Genomic DNA, 18,541 nt, shown 5'->3' on the forward strand with positions numbered 1-18,541 from the left:
GAACAATTGTTCATAGAATGGAGCGATGATTCATGACCCAAGAAGTGGAAATTGAATTTAAATCAATGTTGACGAAAGACGAGTATGAGACACTCCTACGTGCCTATCAGCTTGATGACCAAGTTCGTTGGCAGGCGAATGATTATTTCGACACCCCTTCCTTTCAGCTAAAAGCGAACGGGGCAGCACTTCGCATTCGCGAGAAGAAACATGGTCAAGTGCTGACGTTAAAGCAACCCAACGAGGTCGGCTTACTTGAGACACACGCCACAATTACAGAAGATGAGGCTGAGGATTTGTTTAAGTATGGAATCATTCATGACGAGCAAATGAAGCAGGCATTGGCTCCGTTTCAGCTAAATGAACCGCTTGAGCATCTCGGTCGACTCGAGACGAACCGGGCAGAGCTCCAGACAGAAGACGGTCTCCTCGTTTTGGACGAAAGCCATTATTTGGAGACGACCGACTATGAAATAGAATTTGAAGTGACGAATGAAGAAGAGGGAAAACGTGCGTTCGAAGGACTTCTTGAAAAACATGCTCTCCCCTATCGTCCCGCTAAAAATAAAATCGTCCGATTCATGGAATTAAAAATAAGTCGGTTGGAAGGTTGAGCAGATACATTGCCAACCTTTTTTTTTCGTTGCTACAATGAGTTTACAAAGTTAAATGAGTTTTTTGACGAGAGGAGGCGACACAAATGGAACTTGAACAATGTAATGGGTCATCCTGTTCACTGGAAGAAACTCCTATTCAAGTAACGTATAAGCCATTGGAGTTATTCTATTTCATGGACATCTCAAGTCCTGAGAACTTTCATGTGATGACACTGATCAAAAAGTTAGAGATTGAATACGGACACGTGATTCGTTTTCGAATGGTCTCTACCGTTCCTAGCTGTGTTGGCGGATGTCAGGAAGAAGTTCGCCTTCTCACCATGATCAAAGCGCTGGAATTACAAGGGAAACGTCATGCGATGCGCTTCTTGCGTCATTTGCATGTGAATGATCTATTCTCTGGTGAACAACTCGGTTCAATCGATTTATGGGAAATCGCACGTTCTTTCGAAGAGTATGGCCTTGATTTAAGTGAACTCGAAGCCGATCTTCAATCGAACCAGCTCTTGAATGCATTAGCTGTCGACCATCAAGTGTTGAAAGATTGGGAGATTGAGTCATTGCCCGCACTCACATTCGTGACGCGCGATGAAGCATTGAAGATTGAAGGGGTTTATCCGTACGATGTCTATCAATCGGTCATGACTGAATTGTTAGGTTATGCACCGAGCCGTACGACCGATTGGGATGTAGCCAAAGTGTTGGCACGCTATGATGCTTCGACCATCACAGAGCTATCGTACATTCTAGACTTAGAGAAGACAGTGATTGAACGCGAATTGAAGAAGCTCTCCCTACAACAGCGTTGCCGTCCTGTGCCAGGATGTAGCGGTGAAGCGTGGGCTCAAACGAAATAAAAAAGAACCCCATGGCCGGGGAGCCATGGGGTTTTTGACGTCTCAAGCGGGGACAAGAGACATCGAACCTTGAGGCCCGGGGAAGGCCTACAAGATGGGAGAAAGTTTACGGTCAATAAAGGGGTTTGTGATTGATTTCACACTTATAATATACCTAGTGCAGAATCATCTGACAACCTCTTTGTGCATATTGTCACATATTGTTCACGAGAACAATAATGATTCCATTTCATCAAGAACCACTTCGAACTGATCGAGCGCTTTTAATACCGGCTCCTTCGTCGTCATATCGACGCCAGCCGCCTTCAACACCTCGATCGGATAGTCACTAGAACCCGCCTTCAAGAAGTTATCGATATAACGACGCACGGCTGGCTCCCCTTCTTCCATGATCTGTTGTGACAGTGCAGCAGATGCCGAAATCCCTGTCGCATATTGATAGACGTAGTAGTTGTAATAGAAGTGCGGGATGCGCGCCCACTCATATGAAATCTCTTCATCGATGACAATCTCGTCTCCGAAGTAACGTTTGTTCAACTCGAGGTATGTTTCATTTAAGTACTCCGGAGTGAGCGATACGCCTTCTTGAGCAGCTTGATGAATCATGTGTTCGAATTCAGCGAACATCGTTTGACGGAACAATGTTCCACGGAACGTTTCAAGCTGATTGTTCAACAAGTAGAGACGTTCTTCTTTCGCTGTTCTCGTTTTCAACAAATGGTCATTCAACAAAGCTTCGTTCGTCGTCGATGCCACTTCTGCAACGAAGATCGAGTAATCGCCATACGGATATGGTTGCGATGCGCGCGTGTAATGACTATGCACCGAGTGTCCGAACTCGTGTGCGAGCGTGAACAAGTTGTTGACGTTATCTTGCCAGTTCATCAGGATGAACGGTTGCGTATCGTATGCTCCCGAGGAGTAAGCACCGCTACGCTTACCGCGTGTCTCTCGAACGTCGACCCAACGCGAATCGAGACCGTCTTTGACGATTTGGACGTACTCTTCTCCGAGTGGTGCCAAACCATCTACCATCCATTGTTTCGCTTCTTCATACGATACTTTCATTTCGACATCTTTGATGAGTGGTGTGTAGAGGTCATACATATGCAACTCATCTAAGCCGAGCGCTCGCTTACGCAACGCGACATAACGATGTAACAAGTCGAGTCGTTCGTTTACCGCTTCTACAAGCCCGTCGTATACAGACTCCGGAATCGCATTATGATGGAGCGCGGACTGTCTTGCACTTTCAAACTTACGGACAGTCGCATAGAAGTTATCTTTCTTCACACTTCCAGATAATGTTGAAGCGAACGTATTCAAATATTGCGCGTACGTCCCGTACATCGCTTTAAATGCCCCTTCGCGAACGCTTCGGTCAGCCGATTCAAGGAACGTGATATATCGACCGTGCGTCAACTCAACTTCTTCCCCTTTTTCATTTTTCACTTTCGGGAATTTTAAATCTGCGTTGTTGAGCATACCGAACGTCGAGCTCGATTGACCAAGCACATCTCCGGCTTGTGCCAAAATCGATTCTTCCGCCTCCGTCAACACGTGTGGACGCTCTAGTGCCAACTCATCGAATGCATGACGATAAACGCGAAGTGACTCATTCTGCTCCATGAAGGCTTCAATCTGATTCTCATCAATCGAGAGCAACTCAGGTGTCATAAACGCGAGTTGTGCTGAAACTTGAGACGCAAGTGAGCCGGCACGATCATTCAATGCTTGATAATGGCTATTCGCCGTGTCTTCGTCATAGCGCATATGAGCATACGTATATAGCTTATGTAACTGACGTGAGAGATCGTCCCGAAGTTGCAACGCTTCGTGCAACGTTTCCGCCGACTCCCCAAGGCGTCCTTTAAATCCAATCAATGCCGGCACTTTCTCTTTTAACGCTTGAAAATCCGATTCCCAAGCCTCGTCATTGCTGTAGATGGTTTCTAAGTTCCATGTTTCTTCCACTGGAACTTGCTGTCTAGTCAATACCTCTGACATACGTCCACTTCCTTTTCGATGATTAAGTCGATTGTAAAATCAATCGCTGAAGTCCTTGAAACAAACGTGTATCGTGATGTCTGGCCTCCTCGTAATGCTTTGGATGCGGCCATGACCTGACATCACAGGATAGACGACTCGCATTCAAGAGTTGTTTCCATTGTACATGAAATGACTGGGAAAAGTCGCTTGTCGGTGTCACTCCAAATTGTCGACATGTTTTTTGAATACTCCATTCCACGGAATCGCGCGGTGACTCGTATCGATTCAAATAATGCACGGTCTGAAAATCAATCGGATGTACACGGATTCCCCAAAGCGATGAAAGCGGAAGGTAACAGGCGGTCGGTAATAATCCGGGTAACAGACCAAGTGGATAGAGCCGATTCAATATGAGACGTCGATTTAGCGGAGACGGATAAATCGGCAACATGCGTTTACGACGAATCATCTCTATCCATTCAAAAGCATCGAACCGATAATAGGCTTCGTACGGTGACGTGTTCACTGAAGATGAGATTTCCCAGTTTCCGATTCCATACTTGATCGAAATCGGAAATCCATTGAAGCGTAACAATCTCCCATTTTTCACAGTCAATAACCGATGTCGCTGAAAAAGTTCTAGACGCATCCATGGTTGAAACGATTGATTGCTTCTCAAATCGAGACCGCTCGCAATCCAAACCACATCAAACCCCGCTCGTCGATAATCATTCGTTCGTTCGGCGTATTCTCCAGGTCGTAAAGGAGACGCCTGAATTTCGAACACGGTGTGCTGCCCGTCCATGTTCGTGAGGATGTCAGCCCGACGATTCTTAATCGTCACTTCTTGCTCGACAGGATAGCCATTCTCTTGAAGCCACTGGCATATTGCCCATTTATCCTGATGATGCATGACCGATTCAGCTCTCCCACAGGTGTGGATATGCGCAAAATGCAGCCGTTTCTTCACACCTTGCTTCACAATCAACATTTCTTGACAAGTCGGGCATCGAAAAGGAGCAAGTTGCTCTGCTTGCATCCGATTTAATGTAAAGGAATCAACGATATCCCCTTCCCGATCGATTGCAAACCGCATCTTGCTCCCTCCTCATAGCAGTGGTGAAAACATTCTGGCTAATGATTCAACGAGTTTGATAAAGAATGACCGTTTCGCGAACTCTTCTAATACGAGTTCGTGTGACCCTTCGAAATCATCATATAAGTCTTGTTTCAGTTGATGGACTGAGTTCGTGTTATAGAGGAGCGCATTGACCTCGAAGTTCAAATGAAAGCTCCGAAAATCCATGTTCGCCGTCCCAATCGTGGCTAATCCATCATCCACCACGATGACTTTTGAATGCATGAATCCCTTCTCATATAGATAGATCTTTACACCGGCGAGTAACAGTTCTTCATAATAGGACCGACTCGCGTAGAAAACGATTTTATGGTCGGGATAACTCGGTAAGACGATGCGGACATCAATTCCTGATAATGATGCCGTCTTTAAGGCACTCATAATGTCTTCATCCGGAATCAAGTAAGGTGACGAAATGTAGACAGATTTTTTTGCAGCATTGATGAGTGAAAAGTAAATGGATTTCATCGTCTCATAAGGTTCATCCGGTCCACTCGCAACGATTTGAACCCCTCCGCTCGCACTTCTTACCGTCTCAAGCGGCTCTAGATAGAACGGTGTGAATAGGCGTTCCCCGGTCATGTAATACCAATCTTGCAAGAAAATCAGTTGCAGTTCAGATACCCCTTCTCCTCTGACATACAGATGAGTGTCGCGCCAAAATCCGAACTTAGAGTGCTCACCCAAGTACTCATCCCCTACATTCAAGCCACCTGTGAATGCCTCGGTACCATCGATGACCACGATTTTTCGGTGGTTTCGATAGTTCGTCTTACTCGAAACGAGTGGCAATACAACTGGAAAGAATGCCTGGACTTGGACACCGGCTTGCTTCATCTCTTCAAAGAACGTGCCACTCGTATGAATGGACCCGACCGCATCGTACAAAAACCGGACTTCGACCCCCGCCTTCGCCTTTTCAATCAAGATTCGCTGTATTTCCCGAGAAATACGATCTTCCCGAAAAATATAATACTCTAGATGGATGTGTCGGGACGCTCCTTTCAGAGCCGGCAATAACTTCGAGAATTTTTCAAGGCCGTTCGTCAAGATTTGGGTATACGTATTCGATGAAACAGGTAATTGGTTCAACGAAGAAGTAAGATGCATCAGCTTCTCATAATCGTCGTGGGCGAACATAAGAGACGGCGACAACGTCATCGCTTTCTGACGATAGGCCAAGTATGTCTCTTCATCAAGCATCGCTTTTTCTTTGAACATACGTTTACGTCGATAGTTCTGGCCGAATACAAAGTATGCAAATAATCCGATGACTGGAAAACCAATCATGACGATTGCCCAAATGAGCGTACGTTGTGGATTTCGATTTTCAAGTAAGATGACGAGTAATATACTGAACGTTGTCAAAAAGACGAGAATCGAGAACAATCCAATTACTTGTGAGCTCCAGTAATACGATAATATCGCAATGAGTCCTGCGAGCAAAATGAGGGAAAAGAGTACTTGTATGCGTCGCAACATATTATAAGCTGACCTCGTTTCTGTCATGTATTATCATTAATTATACATCGTAACGTCATCTTTTTGAGGGGAGCGAATGAATTATGGGGACTTTTCTGATCACAGGTGCGACAAGCGGGATTGGTCGCGCCGTCGCTTTACAGTTGACTGCTAAGGGGCACCGAGTCATCGGGATCGGTCGGGATGAAACAAGAGGCACCTCTCTCGAGTCTGATTCAAATGGACAAGCCACATTCATTCGATGTGACCTTGCTTCGACAGAGGACATCGACCATCTTTTCTCTCAGTTGAAAGAGCAAGGTGTGACCTTGAACGGATTATTTAATAACGCCGCTACTTTTGGTAGACCGGGCACACCTGAACGTTTGACACATGAGTCGTATAACGAGGTATTCGATGTCAACTTGTATGCGCTGAACACCGTCACACAACGTGCCATTCCCCTATTTGACCAAGGAGCGAGTGTCGTCAACAATGCCGCCATCGTTGGGCACGTCAAGTTTCCACCGATGCTCGCGCACTATGCCGCTTCAAAGGCGGCCGTAATAGCCTTAACTAAAACGTTCGCACACCGAATGAAAGGAAAAGTAAGATTCAATGCCGTTTGTTTTGGACCGATTGACACACCGCTCAGTCACAAGCTATATGGGGGTGAAGCAAAGTTCAAAGAGGCGATGACCCACCATTTCCGGGGACATGCCGCACATCCTGAGGAAGTGGCGCCGGTCGTAGAATTTTTATTGACTGATGCTTCAACTTACATTAACGGCCAAGCCATCACAGTCGATGGCGGATATACATTGTCTTGAACAGAGACCACCTCTTCTTTAGAACAGGTGGTCTCTACTCATGTCGTCATCTTTTTAGCCCGATTCATCTTATTGCGCAAATAGTTCTGTTCTTTCGCATGAAGACGATCCCAATCAATCACATCCGCAAAATATTGAATCATGTCCTCAAATGTCGAATCGAGTGTTTCATGTGCTTGGAGGCGCGCCATTCGAATCGCCTCGAACACGGACCCCATCACAAAGATATCTCGGCTCGCATAAGTCTGCATCGGCGATAGCGATTCAAATAGAATCGTCTCAAGCGTTTTTCGTTTCACATGCCAGTCAGACTTCCCGTTCGAATACAAAAAATCACCATCTGGTAATTCACAAAGTTCTCTTAAAATATCCCCGATGTAATGAATCGCATGAATTGCCGTGTTCGGATCATTGATTCCTGGAGAGATTCCTCTTAGCGCAATCTCACTCAATTTTTCAACCGCAAATGACGGGTCTTGCATCGAAGAACGAACTTCGCCAATCTCAAACAACTCGATGTCCGGCACATCCTCACCCTTCCAGAATCCGAGTAAATCACCTTTAGCAACGAAATCCCCGACGGCTACGACGGACTCAAAGTCCGTTTCTTGATCTCCTTGCTTCTCTCTTAAAAACAATCGGATGTACCCTGTTCGCGGAGCTCGTACCGCTTGACCATGGAATGAATGGACGGATCGAGGCAGGACGAGATGAACCTCATCCGACTCAATCGCATCTTTTTGCTCGCTGATGACAGAGAGCGCTTCTTTATGTAACGCGGACAATAGACGTTCCGCCTGAATCGAAACACTGATCGTCTGGATGAACTTGACGAATGCCCAAATCGAACCAATAACTAAGAGCACACTGATCCCGGACGACAACACGACGCCTTCATCTGCCGTACGGACGAGGAATAAGTTCGAAATCCCATAAACCGTCGTCATGATGAAAAGACCGAGCGTATGCTTGGCCGACGAGTTCGTCAAAAAGTTATTGATCGTCCGGGGAGAGAACTGAGAAGAATATGTTGTCAATACGACCAGAATCGTGGAAAAACTGAACGTCATCATCGTCATCAGGCTCGTAAATGTCGAAGACAACACGGATGCCGCTGAGTCCAGATCTAAATAAATAAAGTCTGGTAATAAATCACGAAAAAAATCCCCAAACACTTGGGTTAATGCCGTTAATACGATGCCACCCATTCCGTATAAAAATGGGACAAACCATGCACTGTCATCAAGTAGTAATCGAATTCGTCTCACCATACCAACACCTCTTTACCGTCGATTTGAAAAAATCGCCTGTCCAACTGAACAGGCGATGTACCATTAAAAATAGTGACGCACTTTCGCAAAGACGTCGCCATCGAGAATGAGTTTCCCATACTCTTCTAGCATCGGTTGCGTCTGTGTACTGAATGTTAAATACTCTGCTAAAAGACTGAGTGCATTCTCTTCGTCTTCCGGTTCCATTTCATCCGGGAAATCAATCCACAAGTAGTAACGGTCTTGAAAGTGGTATAGTTTCAAATCAAGATCGCTGAACATGTCTCCTGTACGTTTACTCAGCGAAATGATTGCCTCGAAATCATTTGTTTCCATCGCGAGTGGTGCCCAAGCATCTGCCTCGGCTTCAAGTTCATCCAACTCACTCAATTGGTCGAGTACCGATTGTTGATCCCGTGCCTCATCGATTGCTGATCGAAGAAGCGAACCGAGTTCAGAATCGTCTTCCGTGTTCATTACATTTTTCGCGATTGTCACAGTCACTTCTAGACCTTTTTCAAAAGCTTGTACTTGAATCCATAGTGGACCATCAAACGAGATGTCTTCACGTTCGTGAGCCTCGTCCATCATTTGCCAGAACAGCTGCTCGCCTCGTTCTCGATTGTACCAAATTTCATCACGAGCAAAACCACGTTTCTCGATATCCACGTATGTGATGAAAAATTTGACGGTATTATCATTGATGCGCTCAATTTTCACGATTGTCCACTCCCTTCTCACCTCGCTCCCAATTCACATAAGGAGGAGAGGGGAAATTGTCTTTTTATCTTTGTACCCTTTTTAACATCGTTCAATCTAGATGAAGGGTTATAACTTTATTTTATAGGAAATAATCGATAATAAAAAGCACACTGCTTAAACAGTATGCTCTCATTCATTCACAAGTCGCTGGGCTTCCTGTAATTGGAACGTCCGAACTTTACGTGGCAAGAATCGACGAATCTCATCTTCGTTATATCCGACCTGTAAACGTTTCTCATCAATCAGAATCGGACGACGTAAAAGACCTGGATATTCTTGAATCAAATCGTAAAGCTGTTGAAGAGATAACGCATCAACAGACACATCGATTTTAGAAAAGACTTTCGAGCGAGTCGAAATGATTTCATCCGTCCCGTCTTCTGTCATACGTAAAATTTGTTTAATCTCATTCAATGAGAGCGGTTCTGAAAATATGTTTCGTTCTGTAAACGGGATATCATGTTCTTCGAGCCAAGCCCGTGCCTTTCGGCAAGATGTACAGCTTGGAGACGTATAAAGTGTGACCATTTTTCTTCCTCCCTGATCGAGTATGCGTCCATCTTTTTAAGTGACTCTATTTGTATACCCAAATTCGCATCCACTTAATTATAGTAATTCTTATTTATCAAAACTTCAATGATATTCTTTATCAATCAGATATGAAAAGAGGGCGCATTCGTTGAATGCGACCTTGAACGACCTAACTTAAGACGCAGGGATTCGAGAAACCGGTTGAGACACCGTCTCTTTCCCTGGCTTGACTTGTAAGTCTTTCAGCTTTTTCTTCAATACTTCTTTCAAAAGTCTCTTTTTCTCTCGCAGAACTTTGTCACGTTCTTTCATGGCCTCTCACCCCCATACAGCGTAAGGAACCGACCGAGCATTACCGATTCTGAAAATCTTGAAGTTGCACTATATCTACATTTAAATTATAGCACACTCGTTTGTGAAATGTGAATCATTCTTACACGTTCATCTCAAATTTACACAGATATCATTTGCAATGAATTGAAGAAACCTGTATAGTTTATAGAAATAACCTTTTTATTTTAAAGGAGGAGAGCGATGATGAGAATCACTTTAGAAACGATTATGAAACATCCGGTTACCCAAAAATATTTAACTCGATCTGGTTTAAAACATGCGGTCGACGTCTGTGAACGCGCTCTCGAAATGGCAACGAAACGTGGTCTTGATACAGATTTGGCGACGAAAGCTGCGCTTCTTCATGATATCGGACACTATGAATGGTATACAGAAGGTAAATGGAATTATGATTTGTATCGTCAGAACGATATCCATGCGATTAAGGGGGCCGAACGTGCCCACAAATTATTGATTCGTTTAGGGGAAGATCCAGCCCGAGCAAAAGAGATTTCTGTCATGATTCTCTTGCACACGGATTCCTACCTACCACCGAGTCGTATTCAACGAACTCCACTTCAACAGCTCGTCCATGACGCGGACACGTATGTGGAGCAGCCAGGCGGTCTTCATCATTACGAGACAATGGAAATTGAAGATGCGTTAGCTCGCGTCCGTCAAATCGACGCCATCGTGGAACGTCTTTCTAATTTACCACGCATCTCGAACGGATAATCAGTCACCTACTTTAATAGGTGATTTTTTTGTGCAAAAAAATCCTGACTCAATAAATGAGTCAGGATTGATTTCGTTATACGAGTTGCGCTTTATACGCTTCGTACTCTTCGTCTGTGAGCGAGACATAGTGCCCCGGCTCAACTTCGCGAAGTGGCGGGATACTTGAATCTTCATCTGAACGTCCGACTGGACCTTTCGATGTCGATTCATATACGATCCGTTTACGTGTACGCTCATGCTCTGGGTCTGGAAGCGGAATCGCTGAAAGGAGCGATTTCGTATAGGCATGAATTGGGTTCTCATAAAGGCGATCTGCTGTTGCAAGCTCTACGAGGTGACCTTGATACATAACACCGATACGGTCAGAGATGTATTTAACCATCGATAAATCGTGAGCGATGAACAAATACGTCAAATCGCGATCGCGTTGCAATTCTTTCATCAAGTTGACGACCTGCGCTTGAATCGAAACGTCAAGTGCAGAAATCGGCTCATCGGCGATGATGAAGTCCGGTTCAACCGCAAGAGCACGGGCAATCCCGATACGCTGACGCTGACCACCTGAGAATTCATGTGGATAACGGCTCGCGTGCTCTTTCGTCAAACCAACTGTTTCAAGAAGGTCATATACGCGATTCATGCGGTCTTCTTTCGTCTTCGCAAGACCGTGAATATCGATTCCTTCTGCGATGATATCGGCGACTGTCATACGCGGATTGAGCGAAGCGTATGGATCTTGGAAAATCATTTGCATCGCACGGTTGAATTTCAACTTGTCTGCCTTCGATTTTTTTTCGTGGACGTTTTCGCCTTTGAACACGACATCGCCATCCGTCGCGTCATAGAGACCGATAATCGTACGTCCTGTCGTTGACTTCCCACACCCAGACTCACCTACGAGCCCAAGCACTTCACCTTTGTAAATATCAAATGAAATTCCGTCGACCGCTTTGACAACGCGGCCACGACCAATTTTAAAGTGCTGCTTCAGGTTTTTTACCTCGAGTAATTTCTCGCGTTCCATTATTCAGCACCACCTTTCGTAAACGATTTTGCGAACGCACTGTCTGGACGATATTTGAGAGCAAGTTCACGAATCGCGCGTGGCGGGTTCACTGCTGGCGCTTGCGGATGTAACAACCAACTCGAAGCGAAGTGTGTATCGCTTACTTGGAACATCGGCGGCTCTTTCTCAAAATCAATCTTCATCGCGTATGGATTACGCGGTGCGAATGCATCCCCTTTTGGAGGGTCGAGTAAGTTTGGAGGCGTACCCGGGATTGCCGGTAACGCTTCATTGCGGTCATCTGTCGGACGCGGCATCGAACCGAGAAGTCCCCATGTGTATGGGTGACGTGGCTCATAGAAAATCTCATCAACCGTTCCTTTTTCAACGAGACGTCCCGCATACATAACAGCAACACGGTCAGCCATGTTCGCAACAACGCCAAGGTCGTGCGTGATGAAGATAATCGCTGTGCCGGTCTTTTGCTGAATGTCTTTTAACAATTCAAGAATCTGCGCTTGAATCGTTACGTCGAGTGCTGTTGTCGGTTCATCGGCAATCAACACTTTCGGGTTACATGCGAGTGCGATCGCAATAACGATCCGTTGTCGCATCCCACCAGAAAGTTGGTGTGGATACTGTTTCAAGCGTGCTTCAGGGTTTGGAATCCCTACAAGTGTCAACAGTTCGAGCGTACGTTTCTTCGCATCCTCGCCCGTTAACCCTTGGTGCTGTTTCAACCCTTCTGCGATTTGCTTGTAAATTGTCATCGTCGGGTTGAGCGATGTCATCGGGTCTTGGAAAATCATTGCGATGTCGCGACCCCGAATTTTAAGCATTTCTTTTTCCGAAAGTTTCGCCAAGTCTTTTCCTTCGAACATGATTTCTCCGTTCGTGATTTCACCTGGAGGGTTCGGAATGAGACGCATAATTGCCTTCGAAGTAACGGATTTACCCGAACCCGATTCTCCTACGATGGCGAGCGTCTCGCCTTTTTTCAAATCAAACGAAACACCACGAACAGCCTGAACTGTTCCTGCATATGTGTGGAACGAGACCTCTAAGTCTCGGACTGATAAAATCGTTTCCATGCACGAGTCCCCCTCTTTCTTTTTTATTTACGCATTTTCGGATCGAAAGCATCACGCAAGCCATCGGCAAGCAAGTTGAAGCTGACCATGAGCAAGACGATGATGATAGACGGGATAATAAGAAGGAACGGGAAAGTCCGTAGTTCTTTGTATCCATCGTTGATCAACGTACCAAGTGATGCCTGTGGTGGTTGAAGCCCGATTCCGATAAAGCTGAGGAATGCCTCGAAGAAGATGGCAGATGGAATCGTGAACATGAGTGTGATGATAATGGCACCCAATGTGTTCGGAATTAAATGTTTGAAAATCAAGCGTCCACTTGAAGCACCGAGTGTACGAGCTGCCAAGACGAACTCTTGGTTTTTGAGTTTGAGAATCTGACCTCGAACGAGTCGACTCATCCCAATCCAACCGGTGATGGCCATGGCAAGGATGATGGTGAAGACACCTGGGTCAAAGATCAAGATGAACAAGATGATCAAAATCAAGTTAGGTACACCTGTCAAGATTTCAACAATACGTTGCATGATGTTATCCGTACGTCCACCGAAGTAAGCTGAAATACCACCGTATGCAACTCCAATGATTGTATCGATGATGGCTGCGACTAAACCGATAAAGAGGGAGATTCGTGTCCCTTCCCAAATCCGCGACCAAAGATCACGACCGAGATAATCGGTACCAAACCAGAAGTTTTCTTCTACATTCTTCTGTTCGTAGAAGTCGATTTCACGACCTCCAAGTGTTGCCAACCCATCAAATCCAGCCCATTCAAGTCCAGTGACTTTAGGCGGTAGTTTTGCTTGCGAGATGTTCTGTTCGTATGCATCTCGGCTTGAGAGCATCGGTCCAAACAAAGCGAGTGCGACGAGAATTAAAATAATCGAGAGCGAGATGATAGCCGCCTTGTTTTTCTTTAGGCGCATCCATGCATCTTGCCAAAAGTTCAAACTTTTTCCGGCAATCCGCTCACCAAGCTGTTCATTCATTTCAACTGGTGTGAACATGTCTTGGTCGAACTGTTCGTAATTCTTTTTGTTTTCAATCATCAGTTATTCCCCCCAAGACGAATACGTGGGTCCACAACCCCATAGAGCAAGTCGACAAGTAAAATGATAATAATGAAGAGGGCCGAGAAGAAGAGTGTCGTGCCCATGATGACAGAGTAATCATTCAACGTGATTGACGTAACGAACAATTCTCCAAGACCAGGTACTGCGAAAATTTTCTCGATAACGAATGTACCCGTTAAAAGTCCAGCTGTCATCGGTCCAAGAATCGTGATCGCTGGGATCATCGCGTTACGTACCATGTGTTTCCATACGATGGCGTTACCCGTCAACCCTTTCGCTTTCGCGAGCGTGACATAGTCTTGTCCGGTTACTTCTAACATCTCGGTTCGGACGAAACGGGCAATTGCTGCCGTAACCCCGAGCGATAACGAGATGGTTGGTAAGATCGTATGAGCTGGAGATTCCCAGAATGCTACCGGAAGCAACTGTAATTTAACTCCAACATAGTACTGAAGGAGGGCTGCAAAGACGAATGATGGGACGGAAATCCCGATTACCGATACGAACATTGAACCATAGTCAATTGCCGTATTGTGACGAATCGCCGCAACAACACCCAACAATACACCTAATAGAGTTCCAAGTACTAATGCCTGAACCCCTAATTGTGCCGATGGACCAATTCGTTCCATAATCAACTCAGTTACTGGACGGTTAGCCGTACGGAACGATACGCCAAGGTCACCTTGTAGCATGTTTCCAATGTACGTCGCATAGCGGACCGGAAGCGGATCATTGAGTCCGTAGCGGTCATTCAACAATTGAATTTGTGATTCTGTCAGTTTTTCCTGGTTCTGATAAGGCGAACCTGGGAGCAGGTCCATCAGGAAGAACGTGAACGTGGCAATCAAGAAGAACGTGATGAGGCCGTAAGTCAGCCGTTGTAGGATATAACGTCCCATGAATAAAAACCCCCTGTTTTGTCTAATTCTTTCTACTACTTGCACCAACAGCTTCACTATGACATATGACCTATTTTTCAAATTCACAAAATGAAAGGAATTTTCTGAAAGAATAGCTTATACGTCATCTCAAGGCTCTTAGTACAGCGACTGAAAATAAAGAAAATTCTTTTCAGAGATTATTCTGAATTTTCACTGTTACTACATTATACTTTACCAACAAAACATTTGAACAGTATTTTCTCATACTTCGCTAGAATTTTTTAGAAAATTGGGGACATGCGGTTAGCATGCCCCCTCCTTCCATTACTTAATATCAACGTATTTGTACTGGTAATCAGCACCAAATAATTGACGGTTGAAGTTCTCGACGTTTGGACGGATCAAGTATGCCACACCAGCTTGGTAGATAGGCATGATTGCTTGATCTTGTTCAATCAAGAGGGCTTCAGCTTCTTTGAACAAGTCGTAACGTGCATCGATGCTTGTTTCAGCAGATGCTTCATCAATCAACTTGTCATACTCAGATGACGAGTAGTTGATGTCGTTTTGTCCATTGTCTGAAGTGAAGATACCAAGGTTCGTAAGCGGATCTTGGTAGTCAGGTCCCCAAAGTGCGAATGACATTTGGTAGTCCCCTTTTGCTTCACGCTCAAGTTTGTTGTTGAAAGGTTGTTGTGCGATCTCAACCGTTACGTTCGGCAAGTTCGACTCGATTTGACCTTTCATGTACTCAGAGATTTGTTTCGATACTTCACTGTCGAACGAGAGGAGTTCGATTGTTGTTGCTTCTCCACCGGTTACTTCTTCCCAAAGTGAAGCAGCTTCTTCAGTGTTTGTTTTGAAGTATTCCACGCCCTCTGTATAATCCGTTCCGTCTTCATACTTGATGAAGTCTTTCGGGATGAATGACGTCGTTGCTACTGAACCGTTGTTCAAGAGCTGATCGATAATCCCTGATGGGTCGACTGCACGTGCGATTGCTTTACGTGCATTTACATCAGAGAAAAGTTCATCTTCATGGTTAAACTTGAAGTAACCAACTGCAGAACGAAGACCTGTGTTGTAATCTTCATCCTCTTGGAATGCTGCGACTTGTTCTGATGCGAGACCAGCATAGTCGACATCGCCCGCTTCATACAAGTTCACGACTGTAGATGTTTCTTTAACAACTTTCACATCAACTGAGTCGAGAGCAACATTTTCTGCATCCCAATATGATTCGTTTTTCGTTAAGACATAGCCTTGTTCACGATCCCATTTAGTCCATGTGAACGGTCCGTTATAAAGAAGGTTTTCAGGACCAGTCGTGAAGTCTTCACCTTTTTCTGTAGCGAATGCTTCGTTGATCGGAGTGAATGTACCGAACGAAGTAAGTGAAAGGAATGATGGGTCTGGACGCTCGAGTGTAACTTCGAGTGTCTTCTCATCGATTGCTTTTACGCCAAGCTCTTCTTTTGGTGTGTCACCAGTGTTGATTGCTTCAGCGTTTTTAACTGTGTTCATGATGTATGCGTACTGTGAGCCTGTTGCAGGATCAACAGCTCGTTGCCAAGCGTAAACAAAGTCGTTTGCTGTGACCGGTTCCCCGTTTGACCATTCAGCATCACGAAGTTTGAACGTGTAAACCGTTTCGTCTTCGTTTACTTCTGGTTCGCCTTCAGCAAGTGCCGGGACGGCATTTCCATCTTTATCAAGACGGTAAAGACCTTCCATTGTGTTGGCGATCAAGTTGAATGCGACCGCGTCTGTAGCAAGAGCCGGATCGGCTGTTGTGATATCTGACGTATCCGTCAAACGAAGAACTTTCTCTCCGTTTGAAGAAGAACCGCCGCCATCAGAGTCTCCGCCTGTCGAACAAGCTGCGAGAACTGAACCGAGTGCCAAGATGATTGTCATCATGAGCAAAATCGATTTTTTCTTCATTGCGATTTCCCCTTTCGTTTTAAAAAACTAGCCGATCGTCGAATAAACATCTTACTTTTTCTTTAATTTTCTGAATATTTCATAAAGTATTCGACGAAAGAACGTTAGGGCTATTGTAAGAAATTTTTAATATAACTGTCAACTATTGAATAAAACGCTGTCATTTGATTTAACATTCTTACTCGCTTTCTGCCCCACCTTCCTAGTATCATAGAAGAAACACGGAATGTTGATGCATTCCCTCTAACGCTCGAAAGGAGATTACATCGTTGAAAAAGTTTCGAAATATATTGATTGTTTGGGGGATTGTCACACTTTTCTATACGGTGTGGTCAATTTTTTCCTATTTCCGAACTGAGTCCTTCACGTTTCATTTGAGTGGCGGCTTGTTCGTTTCAGGTATTCTGATATTTGCCATCGGGATGTTCTCCCATATGAGTGCAACAGGTCTATTTGACGGAATCATGTACGGATTTAAGCGTAATCGACGTGCAAAGTTGAAAGAAATTGACGCGGACTATGAAGAAGATGAGGAAGAAGAACCGGAAGATCGACAACTCCGTAAACAATCGGCTTGGAACTGGGTGTATGTCGGAGTTGGAAGTATCGCTCTCTCATTTCTCGTCGCTTTGATTTAATCTTTTCGTCACTTGAATCCTGTGCTAAACTAAATGCAGAATAAGAACACTTGGATGAAGACAAGTAATTCAATTCCCCTTTTCCTCAGAGAGTCTACGGTGCTGTGAGTAGATGAAAAGTTATTGAATGAATGGACTTCGGAGTGGCTCGCCTGAACAAAAAGTATGGCGAGACGGTTCACGCCCGTTAACGCGTTCAAGTGGCATAGTATATGCAAATTTGGGTGGCACCGCGGTTATTCGTCCCGATTTATTCGGGAGGACGACTGCGGTTTTTTATATTTTTCGGAGGTGTATTCACATGGCAACGATTTTTTCAGGAATCAAACCGACCGGCGTCGTGACGCTCGGGAACTACCTTGGCGCGATGAAACAATTCGTCGACCTACAAGACGACAACAATGCCTATTATTGTATCGTCGATTTACATTCAATTACTGTTCAACTCGACCGTGTCGAGCTCATGAACAACACGCGAAAATTAGCAGCACTTTATCTCGCGTCCGGTCTCGACCCGGAGAAAGCGACGATTTTCGTACAGTCTGAAGTAAAAGCACACGCTCAACTCGGTTGGATGTTAACTTGTATCGCCGGCATGGGCGAGCTCGGTCGTATGACGCAGTATAAAGACAAGTCGCAAGGCAGCGAGAATGTAGGCGCAGGGTTGTTCGTCTACCCGACGCTCATGGCTTCTGATATTTTGTTATACAATACGGAACTCGTTCCAGTCGGAGACGACCAAAAGCAACACATCGAACTTACTCGTGACTTGGCGGAACGCTTTAACAAACGTTATTACGAGACATTCACGATGCCGGAACCACTCATTCAAAAAGAAGGCGCTCGGATCATGTCTCTCACGAATCCCGTGAAGAAGATGTCTAAATCGGATACGAATGCCAAAGGATATATCTCGATGCTCGATGAGCCGAATGTCATTCGCAAGAAAATCAAGAGTGCCGTCACAGATTCGAGTGGTGTCATCTCATTCGATCGGGAGAACAAACCAGGGATTTCAAACTTGTTGGAAATTTATTCACTCTCTACCGGCACTTCAATTGATGACCTCGTCAAGCAATATGAGAATTCGAACTACGGAACATTTAAACAGGATGTGGCAGAAGCGGTCGTTGCCCTGCTTGAACCAATTCAAACGCGTTATCACGAGTTGATTGATTCACCAGAACTCGATGAAATCCTTGATGCCGGTCGCGTGAAGGCTGAAGCCGTCGCGAACAAGAATCTCGCAAAAATCGAGAAAGCGATGGGTCTCAGTCGCAAGCGTGCCAAAGTGAAAAAATAAATGATGTTAAAAAGAACGCTCAGCTGAGCGTTCTTTTTTGTATCAAATATCTACATAAAAAGAGAGACAGGCGTC

Annotated in this window: 18 protein-coding genes and 1 other annotated feature; of the genes, 6 read left to right on the forward strand and 12 right to left on the reverse strand. The window is 45.0% G+C overall.

Going from position 1 to position 18,541, the window contains the following annotated elements:
* Positions 1-32: 32 nt before the first annotated feature.
* Both KOG47_RS08795 and KOG47_RS08800 read left to right on the forward strand, forming a co-directional pair.
* Entirely contained in the window at positions 33-614 is a 582-nt protein-coding gene (locus KOG47_RS08795) for a CYTH domain-containing protein (protein ID WP_215244084.1), read from the forward strand.
* A gap of 86 nt (positions 615-700) precedes the next feature.
* The gene (locus tag KOG47_RS08800) at positions 701-1,474 is read left to right on the forward strand and encodes a DsbA family protein (protein ID WP_196430467.1); all 774 of its coding nucleotides are present in this window, start codon (positions 701-703) and stop codon (positions 1,472-1,474) included.
* Between the two features lie 204 nt (positions 1,475-1,678).
* Here KOG47_RS08800 and pepF read toward each other — a convergent pair whose 3' ends face one another.
* The 3 genes from pepF to cls are packed head-to-tail and all read right to left on the reverse strand — an operon-like array spanning position 1,679 to position 6,083.
* Positions 1,679-3,481: an oligoendopeptidase F gene (gene pepF / locus KOG47_RS08805; RefSeq protein WP_215244085.1), complete on the reverse strand. Its 1,803-nt coding sequence runs from the start codon at positions 3,479-3,481 to the stop codon at positions 1,679-1,681.
* A 22-nt stretch (positions 3,482-3,503) separates the two neighbouring features.
* Positions 3,504-4,559, reverse strand: a complete 1,056-nt coding sequence (locus KOG47_RS08810) for a competence protein CoiA (RefSeq protein WP_215244086.1) — start codon at positions 4,557-4,559, stop codon at positions 3,504-3,506.
* Positions 4,560-4,571: 12 nt separating this feature from the next.
* Positions 4,572-6,083 (reverse strand): cardiolipin synthase, encoded by a 1,512-nt coding sequence (gene cls / locus KOG47_RS08815; protein ID WP_215244087.1) that lies wholly within the window; start codon positions 6,081-6,083, stop codon positions 4,572-4,574.
* A gap of 83 nt (positions 6,084-6,166) precedes the next feature.
* On the opposite strand from cls, the gene KOG47_RS08820 reads away from it, so the two are divergent.
* Positions 6,167-6,892 (forward strand): SDR family NAD(P)-dependent oxidoreductase, encoded by a 726-nt coding sequence (locus KOG47_RS08820; RefSeq protein ID WP_074037417.1) that lies wholly within the window; start codon positions 6,167-6,169, stop codon positions 6,890-6,892.
* A 38-nt stretch (positions 6,893-6,930) separates the two neighbouring features.
* Here the strand turns inward: KOG47_RS08820 and KOG47_RS08825 are convergent, their stop codons facing one another.
* From KOG47_RS08825 to KOG47_RS08840, 4 genes are all read right to left on the reverse strand, one after another.
* Complete coding sequence (locus KOG47_RS08825; protein ID WP_215244088.1) at positions 6,931-8,163, reverse strand: DUF2254 domain-containing protein; 1,233 nt, start codon at positions 8,161-8,163, stop codon at positions 6,931-6,933.
* Positions 8,164-8,226: 63 nt separating this feature from the next.
* Positions 8,227-8,883 carry an adaptor protein MecA gene (mecA, locus tag KOG47_RS08830; protein WP_215244089.1) on the reverse strand — a complete coding sequence of 219 codons (657 nt, stop codon included), beginning with the start codon at positions 8,881-8,883 and terminating at the stop codon, positions 8,227-8,229.
* Positions 8,884-9,054: 171 nt separating this feature from the next.
* On the reverse strand, positions 9,055-9,453 hold the full coding sequence (gene spxA, locus KOG47_RS08835; protein ID WP_015881217.1) for a transcriptional regulator SpxA: 399 nt from the start codon (positions 9,451-9,453) through the stop codon (positions 9,055-9,057).
* Between the two features lie 177 nt (positions 9,454-9,630).
* Positions 9,631-9,768, reverse strand: a complete 138-nt coding sequence (locus tag KOG47_RS08840) for a hypothetical protein (protein ID WP_015881216.1) — start codon at positions 9,766-9,768, stop codon at positions 9,631-9,633.
* 222 nt (positions 9,769-9,990) lie between these two features.
* Between KOG47_RS08840 and KOG47_RS08845 the strand changes: the two genes are divergently transcribed.
* Positions 9,991-10,524: an HD domain-containing protein gene (locus KOG47_RS08845; RefSeq protein WP_214730890.1), complete on the forward strand. Its 534-nt coding sequence runs from the start codon at positions 9,991-9,993 to the stop codon at positions 10,522-10,524.
* A gap of 76 nt (positions 10,525-10,600) precedes the next feature.
* On the opposite strand, the gene KOG47_RS08850 is transcribed toward KOG47_RS08845, so the two are convergent.
* The 5 genes from KOG47_RS08850 to KOG47_RS08870 form a co-directional block, all read right to left on the reverse strand.
* Positions 10,601-11,551, reverse strand: a complete 951-nt coding sequence (locus tag KOG47_RS08850) for an ABC transporter ATP-binding protein (protein WP_074037423.1) — start codon at positions 11,549-11,551, stop codon at positions 10,601-10,603.
* Positions 11,551-12,624 (reverse strand): ABC transporter ATP-binding protein, encoded by a 1,074-nt coding sequence (locus KOG47_RS08855; protein WP_015881213.1) that lies wholly within the window; start codon positions 12,622-12,624, stop codon positions 11,551-11,553. Before KOG47_RS08855 ends, KOG47_RS08850 begins: the two co-directional genes overlap by 1 nt.
* 23 nt (positions 12,625-12,647) lie before the next feature.
* Positions 12,648-13,673 (reverse strand): oligopeptide ABC transporter permease, encoded by a 1,026-nt coding sequence (opp3C, locus tag KOG47_RS08860; protein ID WP_074037425.1) that lies wholly within the window; start codon positions 13,671-13,673, stop codon positions 12,648-12,650.
* Positions 13,673-14,599, reverse strand: a complete 927-nt coding sequence (gene opp3b / locus KOG47_RS08865) for an oligopeptide ABC transporter permease (RefSeq protein WP_074037427.1) — start codon at positions 14,597-14,599, stop codon at positions 13,673-13,675. The genes opp3C and opp3b overlap by 1 nt, the downstream gene beginning before the upstream one ends.
* A gap of 306 nt (positions 14,600-14,905) precedes the next feature.
* Positions 14,906-16,525, reverse strand: coding sequence for a peptide ABC transporter substrate-binding protein (locus KOG47_RS08870; RefSeq protein WP_074037428.1), 1,620 nt, complete (start codon positions 16,523-16,525; stop codon positions 14,906-14,908).
* Positions 16,526-16,794: 269 nt separating this feature from the next.
* Between KOG47_RS08870 and KOG47_RS08875 the strand changes: the two genes are divergently transcribed.
* A complete protein-coding gene (locus KOG47_RS08875; RefSeq protein WP_159562017.1) occupies positions 16,795-17,163 on the forward strand; it encodes a DUF3899 domain-containing protein in 369 nt (122 codons plus the stop codon).
* Positions 17,164-17,205: 42 nt separating this feature from the next.
* Positions 17,206-17,414, forward strand: a binding site (T-box leader).
* A gap of 50 nt (positions 17,415-17,464) precedes the next feature.
* On the forward strand, positions 17,465-18,466 hold the full coding sequence (gene trpS / locus KOG47_RS08880; RefSeq protein WP_074037431.1) for a tryptophan--tRNA ligase: 1,002 nt from the start codon (positions 17,465-17,467) through the stop codon (positions 18,464-18,466).
* The last annotated feature ends 75 nt before the right edge of the window (positions 18,467-18,541 follow it).

It is taken from the genome of Exiguobacterium sp. s121, assembly GCF_018617245.1.
Taxonomy (GTDB): Bacteria; Bacillota; Bacilli; order Exiguobacteriales; family Exiguobacteriaceae; genus Exiguobacterium; species Exiguobacterium profundum.

Coding starts and splice junctions, on each gene's coding strand:
- KOG47_RS08795 (WP_215244084.1), top strand. CDS start 33: ATGACCCAAGAAGTGGAAATTGAATTTAAATCAATGTTGACGAAAGAC.
- KOG47_RS08820 (WP_074037417.1), top strand. CDS start 6,167: ATGGGGACTTTTCTGATCACAGGTGCGACAAGCGGGATTGGTCGCGCC.
- opp3b (WP_074037427.1), bottom strand. CDS start 14,599: ATGGGACGTTATATCCTACAACGGCTGACTTACGGCCTCATCACGTTC.
- KOG47_RS08850 (WP_074037423.1), bottom strand. CDS start 11,551: ATGGAACGCGAGAAATTACTCGAGGTAAAAAACCTGAAGCAGCACTTT.
- pepF (WP_215244085.1), bottom strand. CDS start 3,481: ATGTCAGAGGTATTGACTAGACAGCAAGTTCCAGTGGAAGAAACATGG.
- trpS (WP_074037431.1), top strand. CDS start 17,465: ATGGCAACGATTTTTTCAGGAATCAAACCGACCGGCGTCGTGACGCTC.
- cls (WP_215244087.1), bottom strand. CDS start 6,083: ATGTTGCGACGCATACAAGTACTCTTTTCCCTCATTTTGCTCGCAGGA.
- KOG47_RS08870 (WP_074037428.1), bottom strand. CDS start 16,525: ATGAAGAAAAAATCGATTTTGCTCATGATGACAATCATCTTGGCACTC.
- KOG47_RS08855 (WP_015881213.1), bottom strand. CDS start 12,624: ATGGAAACGATTTTATCAGTCCGAGACTTAGAGGTCTCGTTCCACACA.
- KOG47_RS08810 (WP_215244086.1), bottom strand. CDS start 4,559: ATGCGGTTTGCAATCGATCGGGAAGGGGATATCGTTGATTCCTTTACA.
- KOG47_RS08825 (WP_215244088.1), bottom strand. CDS start 8,163: ATGGTGAGACGAATTCGATTACTACTTGATGACAGTGCATGGTTTGTC.
- KOG47_RS08800 (WP_196430467.1), top strand. CDS start 701: ATGGAACTTGAACAATGTAATGGGTCATCCTGTTCACTGGAAGAAACT.
- KOG47_RS08845 (WP_214730890.1), top strand. CDS start 9,991: ATGATGAGAATCACTTTAGAAACGATTATGAAACATCCGGTTACCCAA.
- KOG47_RS08840 (WP_015881216.1), bottom strand. CDS start 9,768: ATGAAAGAACGTGACAAAGTTCTGCGAGAGAAAAAGAGACTTTTGAAA.
- spxA (WP_015881217.1), bottom strand. CDS start 9,453: ATGGTCACACTTTATACGTCTCCAAGCTGTACATCTTGCCGAAAGGCA.
- opp3C (WP_074037425.1), bottom strand. CDS start 13,673: ATGATTGAAAACAAAAAGAATTACGAACAGTTCGACCAAGACATGTTC.